Genomic DNA, 21102 nt, shown 5'->3' with positions numbered 1-21102 from the left:
CCGTAAACCACACTTAAGCGGTCTCGTTTTGACAACATCACTCGGGCCTCGGATACCGAAATCCGGACAAAGTGAGTTCAGACAGACACCCCCGAAACGGACTGTTAATACACGTTCCGGAGAGCGACGCCCGGTATCCGGACAGCCGGGTGGGGTATTGGACTTGACGGCGGACCTCGCGACGACGCCCTCCTGACGTGGTGTCGGACGTCACATCCGCCGGAAGCCCGACACTCCGTCAGGAGTGTCGGGCTTCCGATCGTCGATCATCGTGCGGGGTTCAGCAATACCTGGCCTCCGCCACCGCCGCAAGGGTGCCTGCCGGAGGCCGGACGGTGCACCGCAGCCCGCCCTCGCTGAGCTCGGTATGGTCCTCTTGTGGGTGACGACCCGTTCCTTCTTCACGTTCGACCACACCAGTTTGGTCGTGTTCGGGCTGCACATCGGGTCGCCCGCGGCGCTCGCGCCCGCCCCCGGAAGGGCCACGACCATGGCCCCCGCCCTGGACGGCGTCGCCGCGAGTTCCTGCATCCTTCTGGTCAAAAGGATCGATCCCCGTGTTCGGTACGCGGAACGGCGACAGCCGCCCCCGTACGACTGGGCCCCGGCGCAACCGCCGGGGCCCAGTCACACGAGCGAGCGCTCGCGCTCGCCGTGGCGTCACTTGAGGGAGACCTGAGGCCGGTGGACCTCAACTGCCCTTGGTGCGAACGCCGTCAGCTGTTCTTGGCGCGGGAGGTCGCACGGCCACGCGCGTTCTGGTCCAGGATGACCTTGCGGATGCGCACGGCCTCCGGGGTCACCTCGACGCACTCGTCGTCGCGGCAGAACTCCAGGGACTGCTCCAGGGACAGCTTCCGCGGCGGGACGATCGCCTCGAAGGAGTCGGCCGAGGAGGAGCGCATGTTGGTGAGCTTCTTCTCCTTGGTGATGTTCACGTCCATGTCGTCGGAGCGGGAGTTCTCGCCGACGATCATGCCCTCGTACACCTCGGTGCCGGGGTCGGTGAACAGGACGCCGCGCTCCTGGAGGTTGGTCATCGCGAAGGCGGTGACCGCACCGGCGCGGTCGGCGACCAGCGAACCGTTGTTGCGGGTCGTCAGCGTGCCGAACCACGGCTCGTGGCCCTCGTGGATCGAGTGGGCGATGCCCGTGCCGCGGGTGTTGGTGAGGAACTCCGTACGGAAGCCGATGAGGCCACGGGACGGAACGACGAACTCCATGCGGACCCAGCCGGAGCCGTGGTTCGACATGTTGTCCATGCGGCCCTTGCGGACGCCCATGAGCTGCGTGACCGCGCCCATGTGCTCCTCGGGCACGTCGACGGTGAGGCGCTCGACCGGCTCGTGGACCTTGCCGTCGACGAGCTTGGTGACGACCTGCGGCTTGCCGATGGTGAGCTCGAAGCCCTCGCGGCGCATCTGCTCGACCAGGATGGCGAGCGCGAGCTCACCGCGGCCCTGGACCTCCCAGGCGTCGGGACGCTCGGTGTCGAGGACGCGGAGCGAGACGTTACCGATCAGCTCGCGGTCCAGGCGGTCCTTGACCTGGCGGGCGGTGACCTTGCGCTGCTTGACCGCGGACTTGGCGTCCGCGCCCTTGCCGGTGCCACCGCGGCCGACGAGCGGCGAGGTGTTGGTGCCGATGGTCATGGAGATGGCCGGCTGGTCGACCGTGATCAGCGGAAGCGCGATCGGGTTCTCCGGGTCGGCCAGGGTCTCGCCGATCATGATGTCGGGGATACCGGCGACGGCGCAGATGTCACCGGGGCCGGCGACCTCGGCGGGCTTGCGGGTGAGCGCCTCGGTCATCATCAGCTCGGTGATGCGGACGTTGGAGATCGTGCCGTCACGCTTGATCCACGCGACCGTCTGGCCCTTGCGCAGCTCGCCCTGCTCGACGCGGAGCAGCGCGATGCGGCCGAGGAAGTTGTCGGCGTCCAGGTTGGTGACGTGGGCCTGGAGCGGGGCCTCCTCGTCGTACACCGGGGCCGGGACGTGCTCCAGGATGGCGCTGAAGAACGGCTCCAGGTTGTCGCTGTCCGCGGGAACGGTGCCGTTCTCCGGCTTGGTCAGCGAGGCGACGCCGTCACGGCCGCAGGCGTAGACGATCGGGAACTCGATCTGGTCCTCGTCCGCGTCCAGGTCGAGGAAGAGGTCGTAGGTCTCGTTGACGACCTCGTCGATCCGGGAGTCCGGGCGGTCCGTCTTGTTGATGCAGAGGATGACGGGCTTGCGCTGCTGGAGCGCCTTGCGCAGCACGAAGCGGGTCTGCGGGAGCGGACCCTCGGAGGCGTCCACGAGGAGGACGACCGCGTCCACCATCGACAGACCGCGCTCGACCTCGCCACCGAAGTCGGCGTGGCCGGGGGTGTCGATGATGTTGATCGTGATCGGGGCCCCGCCGTCCTTGGGGTGATACTTCACCGCCGTGTTCTTGGCGAGGATCGTGATGCCCTTCTCACGCTCCAGGTCGTTCGAGTCCATCATGCGGTCGTCGAGCTGCTGGTGGGCGGCGAAGGCACCGGCCTGCTTGAGCATGGCGTCGACGATGGTCGTCTTGCCGTGGTCGACGTGGGCGACGATGGCGACGTTACGGATGTCGTGGCGCGTGGGCATGGGTGCTTGCGCTTCTCTCGGATCGTGGGATGCGGCGTCAGTTCCTCGTACGCCCGCCGGGCGGACGCGCCACGGCTATGTCCTATGGTACGGGGCTGCCGCGCAAGGGGCTTCCCCGCCCGGGTTCCGAGAGGGTCTACTGGGAGTTTTCAAGGGTGTGGGGAGGGTCGTGCGACCGGGTCAAAGGGCCGACGCGATCCTGCCCGCCGGGTTCGCCGGCGGGCAAGGAAATTGAGCTGCTTCTGAGGTTGTGACCTGCGGTTTCGGAGGTTTCAGCGGTTTCGTTCGTCACCCTTGGAGGTTTCGGGCTTCCTGAAGCCGATGTCCTGGAAGCGGGGGCCGGCCAGACCCCAGGCCCCGGCGTTCACCAGTTCGGCCTTGGCGGCGACGAGCTGGGGGCGCTGGTAGAGGGGGATGGAGCCGGCGGCGGCCCAGATCCGGGCGTCCGCCTGGCGGACGAGATCCCGCGCCTCCTCCTCGTCGAGGGTGCCCGCGGCCTGGTCGAAGAGCTGGTCGATGCGGTCGGTGCCGACCCGCGAGTAGTTCTGCTCGACCAGGAGCGATCCGTCCGAGGCGGGCTCGGGCTTGGCGAAGATCGGACGGGCGTCGGTCGCGGGGAAGGCGGTGGCGGGCCAGGAGTAGAGGGCGAGGTCGTAGTCGCCGGACGCGATGTGGTCCTTGAAGAAGCTGTCGTCCGAGACCTTGGTCACCTCGGTGCGGATGCCCACGGCGTCGAGCATCCGGACGATCCGGTCGCCGACCGCCCGCAGCGCCTCGGAGCCGGGCCCCGAGGGCAGGACGAAGCGGAGACTGAGGGCCTTGCCGTCCTTGCCGAGGGCCTTCGCCGCGTCGGGGGCGGTGACGGGGGCGGCGGTGCCGCGCGGGGCGTAGGCCCCGGCCACGCCCCGGTCGGGCTTGACGGCCGAGTGGACGCCTGCGCGGGCTCCGGAGCCCGTACCGGTGTCGAGGGCCTCGGCGCGGGCGAGGAGGGCGGCGCTCTGGCGTGCGGCGGCGGGGGCCGGGGCGAGGATGTCGCTGCCGCTCTCGGGGCCGTTCGCGCCGACGGCGGCGGCGCGGCGGTCGCCGGGCTTGTCGTCGCCGACGATGTAGAGGCCCTCGTCGGAGGCGGTGTCGCTCCCCTTCTTCTTGGCGTCGGTGGAGCCGCCCTCGGCCTTCTCGGCCTTCTCGGCCTTGGCCTTCTTCTCGGCCTCGCTGCCCGCCTTGGTGCCGGTGGGCTTCTTGACCGCGCCGCCCGGGACCCAGCCCGCGTCGGCGAGGAGGGCCCGCGCCTCCTTGGTGTCCTGGTCGCCGAGCGCGTCGCTGCTGTCCGCGTACGCCGCCTGGCCGGCGAGGGCCAGATGGCTGCCGGGGGGCCGTGCCGGGAGGCCGAGCGGCTTGAGGACGGTTTCGGCCAGTTCCTGGCGGTCGATGGCGCGGGCCACCGCGCGCCGTACCCGCTCGTCGGCGAGCGGTCCGGACTCGCCGTTGAGCGAGAGCTGGGTGTAGGCGGGTTCGAGGGACTTGCGGACCCGGTATCCGGCCAGGGTGTCCTGGGCGGTGGCGTACGCGGCGATGGCCTGCTGGTTCTTGGTGCGGGCCGCCCGGAGCTCCCCGGCCTTCTCGTCGTCGGAGCCGTGCGCGAGCGCCCAGGACTTCAGGGCCTTGGAGGGCGTGATCCCGGAGCCGGGGCCGTGGGCGAGGGCGGCCTGCGCCCCGTTCCTGCCGGCGCGGGCGTCGCGCAGGGCGAGGGAGATCCGTTCGGCCGTGGACCGGTCGATCTCGGCCAGGTCGAGCTTTCCGGCGGCGAGGGCGGCGGCCCGGCCGGCGCGGGGGACGGCGGCGAGGAAGATGCTGTCGAGCTTGGCGGTCTGACCCCACCAGCGGGGGTTGCGGGTGAGGACGACGCCGCCGGCCTTGCGGTCGATCGCCTTCAGCAGGAACGGTCCTGCGGTGGCCTTGAGGGTGGTGCGCGCCCCGTCGTTGAAGGAGTTCGGGGACCCCATCACCTGCTTCGGGTACAGGGGGGTGAAGAGGGACTGCCAGTCGGCGTACGGCTTTCCGAAGGTGACCCGGACCTCCAGGTCGTTCTTGCCCCGCTCGATCTTCTCGATCCGCTCGTACCCGGAGTTGCGGGCGGTCCAGTACGCGGTGTCGCGGCCGCTCAGGGCCCGCCACTGGGCGACGAAGTCGGGCGCCCCGATCTCGCGTCCGTCGCTCCACACCGCCTGCTGGTTGAGCTTGTAGAGGACGACCTGCTTGGGCTCGGTCTCCACGACCTGCGCCGACTCCAGGTAGTCGGGGTTCCGCTGCGGCCGGCCCCGCGCGTCGAGCGTGTAGAGGGAGGGGAGCACCGCCGCGGCGATGCGGGAGGTGGCGCCGTCGGCGTCGGCCTGGAAGGTGTTGAGGGTGGTGGGCAGCGCGTCGATCGCCCAGCGGACGGTGCCGCCGTCGGCGACCTCGTCGCGCGCGGCGGGTGCGTTGTCCTGGGCCGCGACCGGGGATCCGTCGGCCTCGTCGTCGGAGCTGCAGCCGGCGAGCACGGTGACGGCGAGGACCGCACTGGTGAGGGTGGCGACGGAGCGGAGCGTGCGGGAGCGGGGGCTCCTGGAGCATGTCCTCCCGCGAGGGGCGCCGATCTGGGACATGACTTGTACCCCTTCGTCCAGATTTATTCCATTTGGAGATGATCAGACCTATTGCTCATACACTGAAAAGGACGGATCGGTTTCGGCCACGGCGACACGGCGGCACAGCCGGAAAACGCCACTCGTGCGGCTCAGCGCCCCCGACCGAGCGCTCAGGGCGAGCGGAACCCCGCGCACACGGCTTCCCAAGCACGATGTGACGCGCGACACTCCTGCCGAATCCGCTCGCGGAAGTGGGGGCGACCCATGTCCGTCCAGCACGATCCGGTGGCCGTCAAGCGCTGCCTCGACGACCTGGTCCGCACCGTCGGACAGCCGGAGCGCTCCCTCGCGGCGGAGGGCTCGCCCCCGCCGCCACCGCGGCCGGACTGCTCGCCTTCGTCTCAACGGGCGGCCGCGGCTGATGTGCATGATCCGGATGTCGGTCTTCGGCCGGGACGAGGTGGTCACCGTGACCCCGCTGCGGGCCTTCCCGGTGATCCGCGACCTCGTCACGGACGTCTCCTTCCACTACGCGAAGGCCCGTGAGATCCCCGCGTTCGTCCCCCTCGAGGAGCGGGTCGTGGACCACAGGTACGACCCGCTCGTCCGGCTCGGGAAGACGATCAGGCGGCGGAGCTCCCAGGCGCGCCGCCCGCGTCCGTACGCGTCCCCGCGCCCGCGCTCCAGCGGCCGAGGACGGGCTCGGCCAGGGTGCGGGCGGTGCGGCACATGGTCTGGCCGTGCCGGGCGAAGAGCTCGTCGCGGGAGCCGAAGCGGCCCAGGTCCGTGCGGAGGTGGGCGGACAGGTCGCAGGGGGCGGAGCCGGCGCAGGCGGCCGGCGCGTCCCAGTCGACGGTGGTCCGGGCGACGGCCTCGAAGAGCGTCTCCGCGCCGGAGTTGGTGAACCCGCCGCCGTGCCCGGTCGGTGCGAGGCCGGTGAACAGCTCGGCGATCGGCACCCAGGCCGCGTCGCCGCCGGTCGCGTCGGTCGCGTCGAGGCGGAACTCCGGCCAGGCCAGGAGGACCTCCTCCGGCACGAACGCGCGGAGCCTCGGGAACCTCGGGTACCAGAAGGAGCCGTCGACGAGCAGGCCGCGGACCCGCGTCTCCACCCCGAGGGACCGCGCCACCGCCTCCAGGACGGCCATCCGCTGGCTGCACGAACCGCGGCCGAGCCGCAGCGTGCGCGAGACCCGGCGCCGGTCCTCGACGGAGTACACCGGGCGTACGGCGGAGACGAGGATGCCGTGCGCCACCTGGAGCCGGGACCGGTCCGTGACCGCTCCGCGCGCCTCGGACTCACGCAGCACCCGCGCCACGAGGGCGGTCACGAGCGGATGCTCCCGGTCCAGGATCGGGGTGGGCCGGGTGGACCCGGCGACCTCCGGTGCGGGCGCTTCCCCGGCCCGGCCGCGGACGGGCCTGACGGGTCTGACAGGCATCAGCAGACGGCTGGTCATGGCGTACTCCCCCTCGGCGACGGCCCGGATGGGCCGCTCGGCCCCATCCTCCGCCCCGCCGCACCCCGGCGGCCGGGGTCACGCCGGTCGGTGCCAGCCGGCGCGGTAGGCGTCCCAGTCCCCCTCACGCGCGGCGAAGTCGACGTACAGGGCGAGGCCGAACCGCTCGCGGCCCGGGTCCGTGCGACCGAGGCCGAGTCTCGCGCCCCTGACGGCCGCGGCGACGGTCTCCGCGTTCTCGTGGTGGCCCAGGTCGTCCTCGTGGAAGAAGGGGAGTCCCATCAGCAGGTCGGTGGACTCGGGGGTGACTTCGAGGGCGAGGCTGGTCTGCTGGGCCACGTAACCGCCGTAGAGGCTCTCCAGGGGCATCCACGTGTCGTACGACATGACGGCGATCTGGTCGACGCGCCGGGCGACCTCGCCGAAGAACTCCTGCGACCACCACTTCTCGCTGCCGTTGCCGCTGACCGCGCCGAGGGCCGTGTGCGCGCCCGGCAGCGGGTCGATCTGGTGGGCGGCGACCGAGAGCGGGACCTCACGGGCCCGGGTCAGCTTGCCGAGGTCGTCGAGGAGGGAGAGGTAGTCCCGGTCGTCGGAGTGCAGCGGCTCCAGGTCGAAGTGGACGCCGTCGAAGCCGGCGTCGAGGACCTGCCGGGCGGAGCCCACCACGGCCCGCCGGGACCCGGCGTCCTCCAGGCGCAGGCCCACGGGGCCCTCGGTGGCCAGGATGTCGCCCAGCCAGGCCTGGACCCGTATCCCGGGCATGGTCCGGTGCACCCCGTCGACCAGCCACTTCGCCCGGGGGTACCGGGACGCCGGCAGGGTGCCGTCGTGCTCCAGGGGCCCCGCGTGGACGTACAGGTCGCGTATCCCCGTGCCCTTGAGCCGGGCCGCGAGCGCCGTGAGGTCGGCGTCCTTCTTGCGCCCGTCGACCCAGGCGTGGCCGATCCAGAAGGCGTCCTTGCCGCGCGTCCGGGCGTCGTCCCTGAGGTCGCCCGCGTAGCTGACGCGCAGGGCGAGGGCCCCGAAGAGCGGGGGCACGACGAGGACGAGCACGAGGCCGAGGACCCACCAGCGCCCCAGCCGCCACCACCGCCGCAGCCGTCCGTTCAACCCGAGCCCCCCGAAGGTCGTCACGCCACTGGAACCACCGTAGAGGCGGCCACTGACAGTGACGCCGGGCGGCCGGAAACGGTTTCCGTCCGGTCGCGGCACCTCATACCCGGACATAACCTCCCCCTTGTGACGCGAACAGCCGCCCGAGCCCTTCTCGCAGCACTGGTGGCGGCGTGGTGGCTCCTGGTGCCCGCCGTTCACGGTGCCCACGCCGACGACCCCGTCGTCCTGTCCCGCGACGGGCAGATCACCGACCGGGTGGACGCCCTGGGCGACCGCCGCGACGCGGTGGTCCAGGCCCTCGACCGGCTCTACGAGGACGGGCGGATCCAGCTCTTCGTCGTCTACGTCCGGGACTTCTCCGGGCGCACGGGACAGGGCTGGGCCGACGCCACCGCGGAGCGCAACGGCCTCGGCGCCGACGACCTCCTCCTCGCCGTCGCCACCCACGACCGGCTGTACGGCTACTCCGCGGACCCGGACTCCCGCTTCACCCAGGCCCAGCTGGACGACGTGGCCCGCACCGCGATCGAGCCCGCGCTGCGCCGGAACGACTGGGCGGGCGCCGCCATCGGCGCCGCGAACGGATACGGCGCCGTCCTCGCCGGGCAGCCCGTCCCCGTCCCCACCCTCACCCCCGGACCCGCCGACCCCGGCGGCGCGGCCGACGACGGCCCCTCGGCGTCCGATCTGGTCCTGCCGGTGGTCCTCGTCGGCGGTGCCGGAGCCGTGGCGGCCTACGCGTACACCAAGCGGCGCCGGCGGACCGAGACCCGCACCACCCCGCGGGGCGGGCAGGGCTGGGGCCCGCCGCGGGAGCCCGCACCGCCGTCGCTGGACGAACTCGACGGGCAGGCCCGCCACGTCCTGGTGGCCACCGACGACGCCGTCCGCACCAGCCAGGAGGAACTCGGCTTCGCGTCGGCCCAGTTCGGCGAGGACGCGGTACGCCCCTTCACCGAGGCCGTCGCCTTCGCCGAGGAGCAGCTGACGGCCTCCTTCCGGCTGCGGCAGAAGCTCGACGACGCCTTCCCCGAGGACGACCCGACCCGCCGCGCCATGCTGGAGGAGATCCTCCGCCGCTGCGCGGAGGCGGACGCCCGGCTCGACGCCGAGACCGAGGACTTCGACCGGCTCCGGGCCCTGGAGCGGACCGCCCCCGAGGCGCTGGCCACGGTCGAGGCCGCCTTCCGCGAGCAGACCGGGCGGGTCGGCATGGCCGAGGCGGCGCTGACCGCCATGCGCGAGCGGTACGCCGAGACGGCCGCGTCCCCCGTCGCCGGCGACGTCGAGCAGGCGAAGGACCGGCTCGTGTTCGCGACGACCCACGTCAACCAGGCCCGCCAGCAGATCGACGCCGGGGACAACGGCGGCGCCGCCGTGCACATCCGGGCGGCCGAGGGCGCCGTCGACCAGGCGGCCCGCCTGATCGAGGCCGTGGACCGGCGGGCGCAGGAACTGGCCGAGGCGGTGGGCAGACTGCCGGGCGCGCTGTCGGAGACGGACGCGGACCTCGCGGACGCCCGCGGCCTGCTCGGCGGGACCGCCGAAGGGGTGTCCACCGCCGACCTCCAGGGCCGGATCGCCCGGGCCGAGTCGGTCGCCGCCGAGGTGCGGCGCGGGACGGAGGCCGGGCGGTACGACCCGATCGACGCCCTGCGCCGGGTGGAGGAGGCCGACACCGCGCTCGACGAGGCCCTGGAGGGCGCGCGGGAGCGCGAGTCGGGCACCCGGCGGGCCCGCGCGCTCCTCGACCAGGCGATGCTGACGGCCCGCTCGGCGATCGGAGCGGCCTCGGACTACGTCACCACGCACCGGGGCGCGGTGGGCAGCGAGGCCCGTACGCGCCTCGCCGAGGCCCGGCGGCGCTGGGACGAGGCCCAGTCGCTCGCGGCCGCCGACGAGCCGCAGGCCGCGCTGGAGGAGGCCCGGCAGGCGGACGCGCTCGCCCGGCGCGCCCAGGACCTCGCCGAGCAGGACGTCCGGAGGTACGGGAACCCGAACGGCCTGGGCGGTGTAACAGGAGTGGGCGGGAGCGGCGGCGGGCTCGGCGGAGCGGTGCTCGGCGGCATCATCCTCGGCGGACTGTTCGGAGGGGGAGGCGGACATGGGGGGTTCGGTGGAGGTTCGGGCGGGGGTCCCGGGGGTGGCGGCTTCGGCCGCGGGCCCGGCAGCTTCGGCGGCAGCGGCACGCGCGGCCGGCTGGGCGGCGGCGGCCGTTTCTGAGGGCGGGCCGATCCGCGCCCTCCCCTTCGCAGTCCCTCTCAAGGAGTTCGAGGAGAAGAGTCATGAGCAAGCAGACCGTTCTCGGCCGTGTCACCCAGCTGGCGAAGGCCAACATCAACGCGCTCCTGGACCAGGCGGAGGATCCGCAGAAGATGCTGGACCAGCTGATCCGGGACTACTCGAACAACATCGCGGAGGCGGAGGAGGCGGTGGCCTCGACCATCGGCAACCTCCGGTTGATGGAGCAGGACCACCAGGAGGACGTGGAGGCCGGGACGGAGTGGGGCGGCAAGGCGCTCGCCGCGAGCCGGAAGGCGGACGAGTTGCGGAGCGGCGGGCAGACGGCGGAGGCGGACCGGTTCGACAACCTGGCGAAGGTGGCGCTGGGCCGCCAGCTCCAGTCCGAGAAGGAGGCGCGGACGGCGGAGCCGACGATCGCCGCGCAGACCGAGGTGGTGTCGAAGCTCAGGGCCGGCCTCGACCAGATGAAGGCCAAGCTCGGCGAACTGCAGGCGAAGCGCGACGAGCTGGTCGCCCGTGCCACGTCGGCACGGGCACAGAACCGCATGATGGACGCGGTGAAGAGCATCGACGTGCTCGACCCGACGAGCGAACTGAACCGCTTCGAGGACAAGGTGCGCCGGGAGGAGGCGCGGGCGATGGGCAAGCAGGAGCTCGCCGCCTCCTCCCTGGACGCCCAGTTCGAGCAGTTGGACGCGCTCGGCGACAGCGCCGAGATCGAGGCCCGGCTGGCCGCGCTCAAGGGCTGATCCGGCGGCTCCTCACCTTCCTGTGGGGTGCACCGGACCGCACGCCGGGCCGTGCGCCGGAGCGGTCTTCGGGACCCGCGTCAGAACATGCTGAGGAGCTGTTCCACCGTGGGCTCCGCGGCCCCTTCGGCGCCCGGCAGGTCCAGTTCGAACCAGACGGTCTTGCCGCGCGGGGTGCGGCGCGAGCCCCAGGAGGCGGAGAGCAGGCCGACGAGCTGGAGGCCGCGGCCGCCCTCGTCGGTGTCCCGGGCCCGTCGGCGCCTCGGCTGGACCAGGCCCGAGTCCCAGACCTCGCAGACGAGCGTGCGGTCGCGCAGCAGCCGCAGCCTGATCTCGCCCTCGCCGTACCGCAGGGCGTTGGTGACGAGTTCGCTGACGAGGAGTTCGACGGTGTCGACGAGCGGTTCGAGGTCCCAGGCCGCGAGCTGGGCGCGGGCGAGTTCGCGGGCCCGGCCGACCGAGCGGGGTTCCCTGGGCAGCTGCCAGTCGCCGACGGCCTCGCTGGGCAGGCCCTGGATCCTGGCCATGAGGAGGGCGATGTCGTCCTCGCCGTGTCCGGTGTTCAGGCTGTTGAGGACACGGTCGCAGACGTCCTCCAGCGGCCGGCCCGGGTCGGTGAGGGCCCGCCGGAAGGCGTTGAGGCCCTCGTCCAGGGGATGGTCGCGGGACTCGACGAGCCCGTCGGTGTAGAGGGCGAGCAGGGCGCCCTCCGGCAGCTCGACCTCGACCTCCTCGAACGGCTCGCCACCGACCCCCAGCGGCATCCCCGGGGGCACGTCGAGCAGCGTGGCCTCCTCGCCCGGTACGACGAGCACCGGCGGGAGGTGCCCGGCGTTGGCGAAGGTGCAGCGGCGGGTGACGGCGTCGTAGACGGCGTAGACGCAGGTGGCGAGGTAGACCTCGGAGAGTTCGGGGCCCCGGGACTTCTGGCTGCGGGACTGCTGCGCGCCGATGGGGGCACCGAGGCCGCGGGCGATCTCGTCGAGGTGCGACAGGACCTCGGCGGGCTCCAGGTCGAGCTGGGCGAGGGTGCGGACGGCGGTGCGCAGCTCGCCCATGGCGACGGCCGCGCGCAGGCCGCGGCCCATGACGTCGCCGATGACGAGGGCGGTGCGGTGGCCGGGCAGTTCGATGACGTCGAACCAGTCGCCGCCGACCTCGGTGGCGGTGGTGCCGGGCAGGTAGCGGCAGGCGATGTCGAGGCCGGCGGCCTCGGGGTCGCCGGGCGGCAGCAGGCTGCGCTGGAGGATGAGGGCCCGTTCGTGCTCGCGGCGGTAGAGGCGCGCGTTGTCGATGCAGACGGCGGCGCGGGCGGCGAGTTCGACGGCGAGGGCGCGGTCGCGCTCCCCGAAGGGTTCGCTGCCCTTGGCGCGGGAGAACTGGACGAGGCCGACGACGATGTCGTGGGCGACCATCGGCACGACCAGGGTGGACTGGACGAGTTCGCCGTCGGCGCCGGGCACCGTCCGGATGCGGCCGGTGCGCAGGGCCCCGGCGCACGGCGAGTTGAACGGGTAGCGGTGGACGGCTCCGACCTCGATGGGCACGGGCCCGCAACAGCCGCTGTCCGGGGCGTGGCCCTCGTCTGTTCTGAGGGGGGTGTCGGAGACGGCGCTGGCGAAGGCGACCCTGCGGAGTTCGGCGCTGCCCGCCCCGTAGCCGACGTCGTGGGAGCTGCCCCAGCGGCCGGGCGGTGCCTCGTCGCCGGTCAGCAGGCCCTGGTAGAGGTCGACGGAGGCGAGGTCGCAGAAGCCGGGGACGGCGACGTCGAGCAGCTCGCGGGCGGTGGCCTCCAGATCGAGGGAGTTGCCGATGCGGGCCCCCGCCTCGTTGAGGAGGGCGAGGTTGCGGCGGGCGCTGGCGGCTTCCCTGGCCGCGTTGTGGCGGCGGGTGACGTCGATGCCGAGGCCGGCGACGCCGACCGGGCGGCCGGAGCCGCTGTGGACCCGGTAGAGGTTGATGGACCAGTGGCGGCGGTCGCGGGCGCCGGGTGCGGCGCCGACGATCCTGAAGTCGGTGACGGACTCCCCCGTGTCCAGGACCCGCTGGAGGGCGGTGGTCATCCGGTCGGCCTCGGCACGGGTGAGGTAGTCGTGGACGGTGCGGCCCCGGTGGTCGTCGGCCGAGCCGCCGAAGACGGTGGCGAAGCGCCGGTTGGCCCGCTTGACCGTGAGGTCCGTGCCGAAGAGGAGAAAGCCGAAGGGAGATTGGCCGAATATCGCCTGGGAAGCGGCAAGGTCCGTCTCGATGCGCCGGAGGGCGCGCACATCCACGACGATGCAGAGCGCGGCCCGTTCCCCGGTCTCGGTCTCACTCGGCATCACGTACATCTCGGCGATCCCGTGGGGCTGGTCCTCGCCGGGCAGACGGAAGGGGACGAGTCCCGTCCACTCCTTGCCGTCGAGGATCTCCCTGACCCGCCGGTGACCGCGCTCGCGCAGGTCGGCGGGCATGAAGGCCTCGACGGGGTCCTTGCCCCTGGCCTCCTCGGCGGTCACCCCGAAGAGGTCCACGGCCCGTCGGCTCCACTGCTCGACGAGGCCGTCGGGCCCGATCGAGAAGGAGGCGACCCGGATGTAGTCATAGATGGATCCGGGCGGGCTGCTCTGCCACACGACGCCGCCGCTCGCCGTCTCGGATATCTCGCTCACGCGACCGTCCCCTCCAGCTCACCGCACCGGATCGGCCATGCCCGCAGTATTCAATACGGCAGGCCCCGACGGCACGACGTTCCCGATCACAGGGTGGTCTCGGTCGTCCCGTGCCGAGTACCGGTGATCGTTGTCCCTCCCTGTTTACTCACCAGGGAGAGCCAGCTCGAACCATACGGTTTTGCCCGTCCTTCCTTTACGGGTTCCCCAGCGGCGGGCGGAACAGGCCACGAGGCCGAGGCCGCGGCCCCCCTCGTCCTCGGGTCCCGGGGCCCGTGCGGTCGGCGGATCCGGAAGCGGATCGGAAACCTCCACGAGCAGCGCGGGCGGGCGGGCCGGGTCGGCGCCGCCGGGGTGGATCCGGACGAGCCGGACCCCGATCGGGCCGGAGGCGTACCGCAGGGAGTTGGTCACCAACTCGCTGACCAGCAGGACGGTCACATCACCGAGGGCCGCGTCGAGCTCCCACGCGCGGAGGGTCTCGCGCACCGCATGGCGGGCCGTACGCACGGCGTTCGCCTCCGCGGGGAAGTTCCATTCGGCGCGGTCGCCGTCGGTGTCGATCACACCCGATCACTTCCCCAGCCGTGTGTCAGCAGGAAGGGCCACGTCCCGTTTCCAGGGGTCAATCTGGACATACCCGATATTCGGGGCGGGATATCGTACGGGTCGCAGCAACGGGCGCACGGTGGCACGAACGGCGTAGAGACTCAGTCCCGCGCTCCGTCGGCGGGCGCCGGCGGCAGTCTCAGCGCGGCCTCGGCGACGGCGGGGCGGTCCTGGTCGAGCCAGTCGACCGAGTCCAGCTCGTGCCGGGCGAGCCAGCGCAGCGCGTCGTGGTCCTCCAGCGGGCGCGGCGTGCCGGAGAGCAGCCGGGCGGTCCACACCCGCAGGACGTAACCGGGCTTCAGCGGCCACTCGCCGGGGATGCGCTCGCCCGGCTCGACCTCCACGCCGAGCTCCTCGCGGAGCTCGCGGACCAGCGCCTCTTCTCCGGTCTCGCCCGGTTCGAGCTTGCCGCCGGGCAGTTCCCACCGGCCGGCGAGCTCGGCGGGGGCGCTGCGGCGGGCGGCGAGCAGCCGCCCCCCGTCGTACAGGGCTCCCGCGACGACGACCACGGCGTCGGGCTCGCGGGCCGGGGCGGGGTCGGTGGTGCGTTCCGTCATGGGCGCGAGCGTAGCCCGGCCCGCTCGGCGACCGCCGGGCTCAGAGAGCGGGGGTGCCGATGCGCTCGACCCAGTAGAGCTGCTTGTGGCCGCGGTCGTCGAGACTGTCCGCGATCTTCTGGGCCTCGTCCCGGGTCGCGTACCGCCCCACCCGGTAGCGATTGCCGTTGTCGTCCTGCCGTATGACGAGCCAAGGCAGGAGGGCTCCACCCTCGGTCATCGGGCTGTTCCTTCCACCGGTCCGGACGCCGTCGAGGATCTCCGGGAAACCTCAATCCGCATATGCCGGAGCTTACGCCTGACCTTCACACAGCGGATATGCGTTTTCACAAAGAGATACGGATCGGCCGGGAACCGACGGAACGAGGCCGAACCCCACGCATCGCCTCACACCCCGGCCGTATCGGAGCATGCGTCAGCCCCCGCGAACGGCCGTGGCACGCGGGGGGAGCGCGTCAACGCGCCGACAGGCGGCGGGCAGACGTCGGCACGGGCAGTCGACGGCACGGGGCAGCGCGGACGGCCGACGCCGCGGGGCAGCGCGGACAGGTGACGGCGCGGGACAGCGCGGACGGCCGTCGCCGCGGGGCAGCCGTCAGCACGGACGGCCTGCGGCACGGAAAGGGGTCGATGCGGGCCGCCTACGGCGCGGGAAGGCGACGGCGCGAAAAGGTGTCAGCGCACCGGCAGGTGGTAGGCGATGCGGTAGCGGTCGGCGGGGACGACGACGTCGGCCGTCTCGACGGCCCGCCCTGAGGCGTAGTAGGTCCGCTCGACGACCATCACCACGTGCCCGGGGACCCCGCCGAGCGCGAGGAGTTCCTCGGCGAGGCCGGGCCGGGCCCCGACCTCCTCCACCACGTTGTCCACGACGACGTCGATCGCGGCCATGCGCTCGACGACGCCGCAGCCGCCCAGCGGCCCCTCCTCGGGCAGCATGACCGGCGTCCGCCCGGTGACGGCGAGCGGCTCCCAGGAGGTGGAGACCATCATGGGCTCGCCCCCGTCCCGGTACACGTACCGCGTGCGCATCACCCGCTCCCCCGGCTCGATGCCCAGCCGCTCGGCGACCTCGACGCTCGCCGGCTCCTGCTCGCTGCTCGACTCCCAGGTGCCGCGGGCCCCTTCGGCCGCCTGCTCCTGGCGGAAGGGGGTGGCGCCGGCCTCGGGGCGGTAGCCGGAGCGGGCGATGCGCCGCGGCACGGGGCGCTCCCGCACGTACGTCCCGGAACCCGAGCGTCCCTCCACGAGCCCTTCGGCCATGAGCACCTTGCGGGCCTCCAGCGCGACGGTGTCCGACACCCCGTACTCCTCGCGGATGCGCGCCTGCGAGGGGAGGCGGGTATGCGGGGGAAGCGAGCCGTTGGCGATCTTCTCCCGCAGATCGCTCGCCACGCGCAGATAGGCGGGCTGCTCACCGAACGTCACTGGACACTCCCCTCAGGTTGACTGACAGCTACAGGGTGACAACCGACGGTGGCGATCCGCAAGCATGGGCCAAGGTTTCACCCGAAGTGATGACACCTTGACGAGAGGGCTTGCCGCGGAGGGTCGCCCCGGATAGGCCCCGCCGAACCCCTTGACCCCATTGGTCCAGACCAATACGTTCCTGCCTGAACCCCCCGCAACCACCGCACGCTCCATCCCGCCTCGCACAGGAACGAGCCCATGCGTCCCACAGCCATGACCAAGCTGACCTTCGGCGCGGCCGCCGCCGCCACCCTCGGCCTCCTCGCCGCCCTGGCCCCGACCGCCGCCGCGCACCAGTCCTCCGACACGCACCGGCCTTCCGACACGCCCCGGCCCACCGCGCACACACCCGCCCTGAAGCGCATCGGCTACTTCACCCAATGGGGCATCTACGGAAGGAACTTCCAGGTCAAGGACCTGGAGACGAGCGGCACCGCCGCCAAGCTCAGCCACGTCAACTACGCCTTCGGCGTGATCGGTCCGGACGGCAGGTGCCTCATGGGCAACGCCCCCGGCTCCGACCCCTGGGCCGACTACGTCCGCCCGGTGGACGCCGCCAACTCCGTGGACGGCGTGGCCGACACGGCCGACCAGCGCCTGGCCGGCAACTTCAACGAACTGCGCGAGCTCAAGGCGAAGCACCCCGGCCTCAAGGTCATGATCTCGCTGGGCGGCTGGAGCGGCTCGGCCCACTTCTCCGACGCCGTGCGCACCGACGCCGGCCGCAAGGCCCTCGTCGCCTCCTGCATCGACACCTACATCAAGGGAAACCTGCCCGCCGACGGCGCGCGCGGCGGCGCCGGAGCCGCGGCCGGGGTCTTCGACGGGATCGACCTCGACTGGGAGTGGCCCGGATCGGACGGCGCCCCCGGCAACGTGATCCGGCCCGAGGACAAGCCCAACTTCACGAAGCTGGTCAGGGAGTTCCGCACCCAGCTCGACGCCTACGGGCGCTCGCTGCCGCAGCGCAGGCACTACGACCTCAGCGCGTACGTGCCCACCGCACCCGCCAAGATCGACGCGGGCTTCGAAGTCGCCAAGATCATCCGGGACTTCGACTTCGTCAACCTCCAGGGCTACGACTTCCACGTCTCCGGCGAGAAGACCACCGCCCAGCAGTCCGCCCTCTTCGCCAAGAACGACTTCAGCGTCGACCAGACCGTCAGGGCCTGGCTGCGCCGCGGCGCCCCCGCCCACAAGCTCGTGGTGGGCATGCCCTTCTACGGCCAGGGCTGGACCGGCGTCACCGGCGGCGGCGACGGCCTCGGACAGCCCGCGGCCGGCCCCGCCCCCGCGACCTGGGTCGCCGGCTCCGAGGACTACAAGCACCTGAGGAAGCTGGCCGACTCCGGGACGTACAAGCTCTACCGGGGTCCGCGCGGCGGCCACGCCTGGCTCTTCGACGGCACCACCCTGTGGACCTACGACGACCCCACCGTCCTGCGCACCAAGGCGTCCTACGTCCGGCAGCACGGCCTCGGCGGCGCCATGGTCTGGTCCCTCGACGGCGACACCCCGAACGGTGAGCTGATCACCGCGATCGACCGCGGCCTGACCCGCCGCTGACGTGGCGGCCCGAGCCGCCGGCGCGGCACCGCCGGCGGCTCGGGCCCAGGCTCAGGCGGCCCAGGCGGCCCAGACACCGCCGGCGGCTCAGGCGGCCCAGACATCACCGGCGGCTCAGACACCACCGACGGCTCAGACGGACGCTCAGGCCGAGGTTCCCTCCTCGGCCGGCGGCGTGTCCGTGAGTCCGAGGGAGGTCCGGACGGACGCGCCGAGGTCCTCTGGAAGGGCTTCCCAGGCCTTCTCGTAGTCCGTCCAGTAGGCCTCCGCGTCGGCCGCCGTCGCCAGCCTGCCCCAGTGCTTCGAGGCCGCGTCGAGGGTCGTGCCGAGCTCCGCGACCGGGCCGTTGGCGGCGGCGGGCCAGGTGCGCCCCTTGAGCCCCGCGCGCGCCGCGTCGATGGCCTCCAGCATCTCCCCGGCCCACGCCTTGTTGGCGGCGAAGTCCTCGTCCGGGTCGTCCTCCGGCTCCGCGTACACGGTCGTCTCGATCGGGTTCACGGCCGTCAGGAAGGACGTCTGGTCCGCGTCCAGGGTGGACGCGTCGGAGCGTACGGAGCCCTCGTAGGGGTCGCCCTCGGTGGCGAACGCGCAGATCACGGTCCGGTCGCCGCCGCGCCACGTCTGGCTGCTGGGCAGGTAGTAGTACGTCCAGACGTCACCGGGGACGGCCCAGGTGTCCAGCGCGTACGCCGTGTTGATCGTGTCGCAGCGCTTCTCCGCCACCTCGTCGAGCGCGTCGTCGCCGGGCCACTTGCCGAAGCCGGTGATCTTGAAGCGGCCGGTCGTCTCGCCGTCGTGCGGCAGGTCGCAGTCGACGACCTCCACGTCCGTCGCGAATTCCTCCAGCTTGTCGTCGTCCTTGAAGCACTGCCCCGTCCGCAGCGACGCCGGGGACTTCGAGCGGGACGCCTCGTCGAAGCCCTCCTTGAAGCCGTCCCAGACCGAGCGGAAACCGCCGGTCACGAGGCCGACGACGAGCAGCAGGCAGCTCACCGCGGACAGGACGATGCCCGCGATCGCGAACCCCTTGCCCGCCTGGCCCTTCTTCCTGATGCGCGGAAGGGCCATGAGCCCGAGGACCAGGCCGAGCGGCGGGAGGCAGCAGACGATGCCGGAGACGAGGGAGCCGACGGCGAGGCCGCTGGTGCTCCGCCGCGGCTGCCCGTAGGGAGCGGCGCCGGGCACCCCGGGCCGACCGTACGCGTACGGCATTCCCGGCGAGGTGTACGGGCCCGGCGCGGGCCATCCCCCCGGCTGCGGTGCTCCCTGCTGCGGCACTCCCTCCGGCGACGGGGACGGCGGGGTCGGCTGGGTCGGCTCCACGGGTACGGTGCTCCTGTTTCGGGGCGGGCTGCGCGAACAAACGATCGGGCGCGCATCGTACGTGGCCGGGTGGAACGGACGGGAAGGCGGGGAGGCCGCGCGGAGGACGGGATCGCGGAGGCATCCGGCGCGGACGCGCGGAGAGGCGGCCGCGGACCCGGGGCGTACGGACGGAGAGGCGGCCGCGGACCCGGGGCATACGCGCGGAGAGGCGGCCGCGGACCCGGGGCATAAGCGCGGAGAGGCGGTCGCGGACCCGGGGCGTACGGGCGGACCGGGGCGCGCGGGGACGCCGAGGGGCGGCCGCCCGCAGGCGACCGCCCCTCACCGTTCGTGGTGCAGCCGTGTGTCAGAACTGCAGGGCCCAGGAGTCGATCTTCCCGGTGTCGATGGACGCGTTGTCCGTGACCCGCAGCTTCCACGTGCCGTTGGCGACCTCCGAGGAGGCGTTCACGGTGTACGTGGTGTTGATGTTGTCCGCGCTGCCGCCGGTGCCGAAGGCCTTCAGGGTGTACGCCGTGCCGTCCGGGGCGATCAGCTGGACCTGGAGGTCACCGATGTAGGTGTGGACGATGTTCACCGGCACCTGGAGGCCGGAGGGCGCGTTGCCGGAGACGCCGCTGACGGTGACCGGGGACTCGACGGTCGCGTTGTCGTTGATCGCGTAGTCCGCGGTGTTCTCGAACTTCGGGCCGGTGGGCGGCGGGGTGGAGCCGCCGCCCACGTAGAGCAGCCGGTTCGGGGAGCCGGTGCCGGGGCTGGTGACGACGTTGGGGGTGGCGGCGTTCACGAGGGCCGTGGAGACCTGCGCGGGGGTCGCCGTGGGGTTGTCCGCCAGGTAGAGGGCGGCGGCGCCGGCGACGTGCGGGGACGCCATCGACGTACCGGAGATGGTGTTGGTGGCGGTGTCGCCGGTGTTCCAGGACGACTTGATGGAGGAGCCGGGGGCGAAGAGGTCCAGGCCGCTGCCGTAGTTGGAGTAGCTCGCCTTGGCGTCGCCCGACGTCGTGGCGCCGACGGTGATGGCCTCGGCGACGCGCGCGGGCGAGTGGTTGGCGGCGTTGTCGGTCTCGTTGCCGGCGGCGACCGCGTAGGTGACGCCGGAGGCGATCGAGTTGCGGACGGCCTGGTCGAGGACGGTGTCGACGTCGCCGCCGAGGCTCATGTTGGCGACGGCCGGCTTGACGGCGTTGCGCGTCACCCAGTCGATGCCCGCGACGACCTGCTCGGTCGTGCCGGAGCCGGAGTTGTCCAGGACGCGGACGCCGACGATCTTCGCCTTCTTGGCGACGCCGTACGACGAGCCCGCGACGGTGCCGGCGACGTGGGTGCCGTGGCCGTGGCCGTCCTGGGCGGTGTTGTCGTTGTCGATGGCGTCGTAGCCGTTGGAGGCGCGGCCGCCGAAGTCGCTGTGGCTGATCCGCACGCCGGTGTCGATGATGTACGCCGTGACGCCCTGGCCCGCGCTGTCCGGGTAGGTGTAACTCTGGTTCAGCGGGAGGGCCTTCTGGTCGATCCGGTCCAGGCCCCAGGACGGCGGGGAGGGCTGGGTGCCGTCGACGTGGAAGACGCGGTTCTGGACGACGGACCGGACGGCGGGGTCGGCCGCGAGCTTCCTCGCCTGCGCCTCGGAGAGCTCGACGGAGTAGCCGTTGATCGCGGAGGTGTACGTGCGCTTGATCTTCGCGCCGAACCGGGCGGCGACGGCACGGCCCTCGGCGGTCTCCGCCTGCGCCGACTCGTCGAGGGTGACGATGTAGCTGCCCGCGATGGTGCCTTCGGCCCCGGCGTTCGCGATGACGCCTTCCGGTGCGGCCGGCGAGGCGGCGGCCGGGAGGGCGGAGAGCGAGCCGAGGGCGAGGGCGGCGACGGTTATGGCCGCGGCGGTGGCGGTTCGACGACGTGCGTCGCGCGTCACTGACATGGGGAGGGTCCTCCTCGTGGGGGGTGTGCACTGCCGTGGGGATGCGACAGGAACGACGAACATGACGAGGACATGACAAGGTGACAGAAGGTGTCCACGCCGTTTCGAACGTCCGGCTGCCGAGCGAAAGATTGGCGGATCCATAGGAATCCCACAAGAGCCCCCGGCGGCCCGCAACACCCGCG

Annotated in this window: 14 protein-coding genes and 1 pseudogene; 4 read left to right on the top strand and 11 right to left on the bottom strand. The window is 72.5% G+C overall.

Features of this window, described 5'->3' with window-relative positions; genetic code table 11:
• Window positions 1–716: 716 nt before the first annotated feature.
• Together typA and AC067A_RS00665 are read right to left on the bottom strand one after the other, a co-directional pair.
• On the bottom strand, window positions 717–2618 hold the full coding sequence (gene typA / locus AC067A_RS00670; protein WP_478612559.1) for a translational GTPase TypA: 1902 nt from the start codon (window positions 2616–2618) through the stop codon (window positions 717–719).
• A gap of 272 nt (window positions 2619–2890) precedes the next feature.
• Window positions 2891–5263: an ABC transporter family substrate-binding protein gene (locus AC067A_RS00665; RefSeq protein ID WP_478612556.1), complete on the bottom strand. Its 2373-nt coding sequence runs from the start codon at window positions 5261–5263 to the stop codon at window positions 2891–2893.
• Between the two features lie 382 nt (window positions 5264–5645).
• Here AC067A_RS00665 and AC067A_RS00660 point away from each other — a divergent pair.
• Window positions 5646–5816 (top strand): annotated as a pseudogene (locus AC067A_RS00660) (2Fe-2S iron-sulfur cluster-binding protein); the annotation flags it as partial.
• Window positions 5817–5868: 52 nt separating this feature from the next.
• Here AC067A_RS00660 and AC067A_RS00655 read toward each other — a convergent pair.
• Together AC067A_RS00655 and AC067A_RS00650 are read right to left on the bottom strand one after the other, a co-directional pair.
• The gene (locus AC067A_RS00655; RefSeq protein ID WP_478612553.1) at window positions 5869–6705 is read right to left on the bottom strand and encodes a transglutaminase domain-containing protein; all 837 of its coding nucleotides are present in this window, start codon (window positions 6703–6705) and stop codon (window positions 5869–5871) included.
• A 78-nt stretch (window positions 6706–6783) separates the two neighbouring features.
• Entirely contained in the window at window positions 6784–7935 is a 1152-nt protein-coding gene (locus AC067A_RS00650) for a glycoside hydrolase family 18 protein (RefSeq protein ID WP_478612550.1), read from the bottom strand.
• A gap of 12 nt (window positions 7936–7947) precedes the next feature.
• Here AC067A_RS00650 and AC067A_RS00645 point away from each other — a divergent pair, with 12 nt between their 5' ends.
• Window positions 7948–10047, top strand: coding sequence for a TPM domain-containing protein (locus AC067A_RS00645; protein ID WP_478612547.1), 2100 nt, complete (start codon window positions 7948–7950; stop codon window positions 10045–10047).
• 62 nt (window positions 10048–10109) lie between these two features.
• Entirely contained in the window at window positions 10110–10817 is a 708-nt protein-coding gene (locus tag AC067A_RS00640; RefSeq protein ID WP_478612544.1) for a PspA/IM30 family protein, read from the top strand.
• An 80-nt stretch (window positions 10818–10897) separates the two neighbouring features.
• On the opposite strand, the gene AC067A_RS00635 is transcribed toward AC067A_RS00640, so the two are convergent.
• From AC067A_RS00635 to AC067A_RS00615, 5 genes are all read right to left on the bottom strand, one after another.
• Window positions 10898–13468 (bottom strand): SpoIIE family protein phosphatase, encoded by a 2571-nt coding sequence (locus AC067A_RS00635; RefSeq protein ID WP_478612543.1) that lies wholly within the window; start codon window positions 13466–13468, stop codon window positions 10898–10900.
• A gap of 144 nt (window positions 13469–13612) precedes the next feature.
• Window positions 13613–14035: an ATP-binding protein gene (locus AC067A_RS00630; protein WP_478612540.1), complete on the bottom strand. Its 423-nt coding sequence runs from the start codon at window positions 14033–14035 to the stop codon at window positions 13613–13615.
• A 143-nt stretch (window positions 14036–14178) separates the two neighbouring features.
• Window positions 14179–14634 (bottom strand): (deoxy)nucleoside triphosphate pyrophosphohydrolase, encoded by a 456-nt coding sequence (locus tag AC067A_RS00625; RefSeq protein ID WP_478612538.1) that lies wholly within the window; start codon window positions 14632–14634, stop codon window positions 14179–14181.
• 40 nt (window positions 14635–14674) lie between these two features.
• Entirely contained in the window at window positions 14675–14854 is a 180-nt protein-coding gene (locus AC067A_RS00620; RefSeq protein ID WP_478612535.1) for an SPOR domain-containing protein, read from the bottom strand.
• Between the two features lie 455 nt (window positions 14855–15309).
• The gene (locus AC067A_RS00615; RefSeq protein ID WP_478612532.1) at window positions 15310–16062 is read right to left on the bottom strand and encodes a GntR family transcriptional regulator; all 753 of its coding nucleotides are present in this window, start codon (window positions 16060–16062) and stop codon (window positions 15310–15312) included.
• 240 nt (window positions 16063–16302) lie between these two features.
• Between AC067A_RS00615 and AC067A_RS00610 the strand changes: the two genes are divergently transcribed.
• The gene (locus AC067A_RS00610; RefSeq protein ID WP_478612529.1) at window positions 16303–17670 is read left to right on the top strand and encodes a glycoside hydrolase family 18 protein; all 1368 of its coding nucleotides are present in this window, start codon (window positions 16303–16305) and stop codon (window positions 17668–17670) included.
• Between the two features lie 144 nt (window positions 17671–17814).
• On the opposite strand, the gene AC067A_RS00605 is transcribed toward AC067A_RS00610, so the two are convergent.
• Together AC067A_RS00605 and AC067A_RS00600 are read right to left on the bottom strand one after the other, a co-directional pair.
• Window positions 17815–18993 (bottom strand): DUF4190 domain-containing protein, encoded by a 1179-nt coding sequence (locus AC067A_RS00605; protein WP_478612526.1) that lies wholly within the window; start codon window positions 18991–18993, stop codon window positions 17815–17817.
• Between the two features lie 349 nt (window positions 18994–19342).
• Entirely contained in the window at window positions 19343–20917 is a 1575-nt protein-coding gene (locus AC067A_RS00600; protein ID WP_478612523.1) for a S8 family peptidase, read from the bottom strand.
• Window positions 20918–21102: the final 185 nt, after the last annotated feature.

The sequence above is a fragment of the Streptomyces sp. NPDC043176 genome (assembly GCF_056436715.1).
This window is presented reverse-complemented; position numbering and strand designations above follow the sequence as displayed.

What these genes read in the sequence shown, in the direction of transcription:
- typA (WP_478612559.1), bottom strand. Translation starts at nt 2,618, where the DNA reads ATGCCCACGCGCCACGACATCCGTAACGTCGCCATCGTCGCCCACGTC.
- AC067A_RS00665 (WP_478612556.1), bottom strand. Translation starts at nt 5,263, where the DNA reads ATGTCCCAGATCGGCGCCCCTCGCGGGAGGACATGCTCCAGGAGCCCC.
- AC067A_RS00655 (WP_478612553.1), bottom strand. Translation starts at nt 6,705, where the DNA reads ATGACCAGCCGTCTGCTGATGCCTGTCAGACCCGTCAGGCCCGTCCGC.
- AC067A_RS00650 (WP_478612550.1), bottom strand. Translation starts at nt 7,935, where the DNA reads ATGTCCGGGTATGAGGTGCCGCGACCGGACGGAAACCGTTTCCGGCCG.
- AC067A_RS00640 (WP_478612544.1), top strand. Translation starts at nt 10,110, where the DNA reads ATGAGCAAGCAGACCGTTCTCGGCCGTGTCACCCAGCTGGCGAAGGCC.
- AC067A_RS00625 (WP_478612538.1), bottom strand. Translation starts at nt 14,634, where the DNA reads ATGACGGAACGCACCACCGACCCCGCCCCGGCCCGCGAGCCCGACGCC.
- AC067A_RS00620 (WP_478612535.1), bottom strand. Translation starts at nt 14,854, where the DNA reads ATGACCGAGGGTGGAGCCCTCCTGCCTTGGCTCGTCATACGGCAGGAC.
- AC067A_RS00610 (WP_478612529.1), top strand. Translation starts at nt 16,303, where the DNA reads ATGCGTCCCACAGCCATGACCAAGCTGACCTTCGGCGCGGCCGCCGCC.
- AC067A_RS00600 (WP_478612523.1), bottom strand. Translation starts at nt 20,917, where the DNA reads ATGTCAGTGACGCGCGACGCACGTCGTCGAACCGCCACCGCCGCGGCC.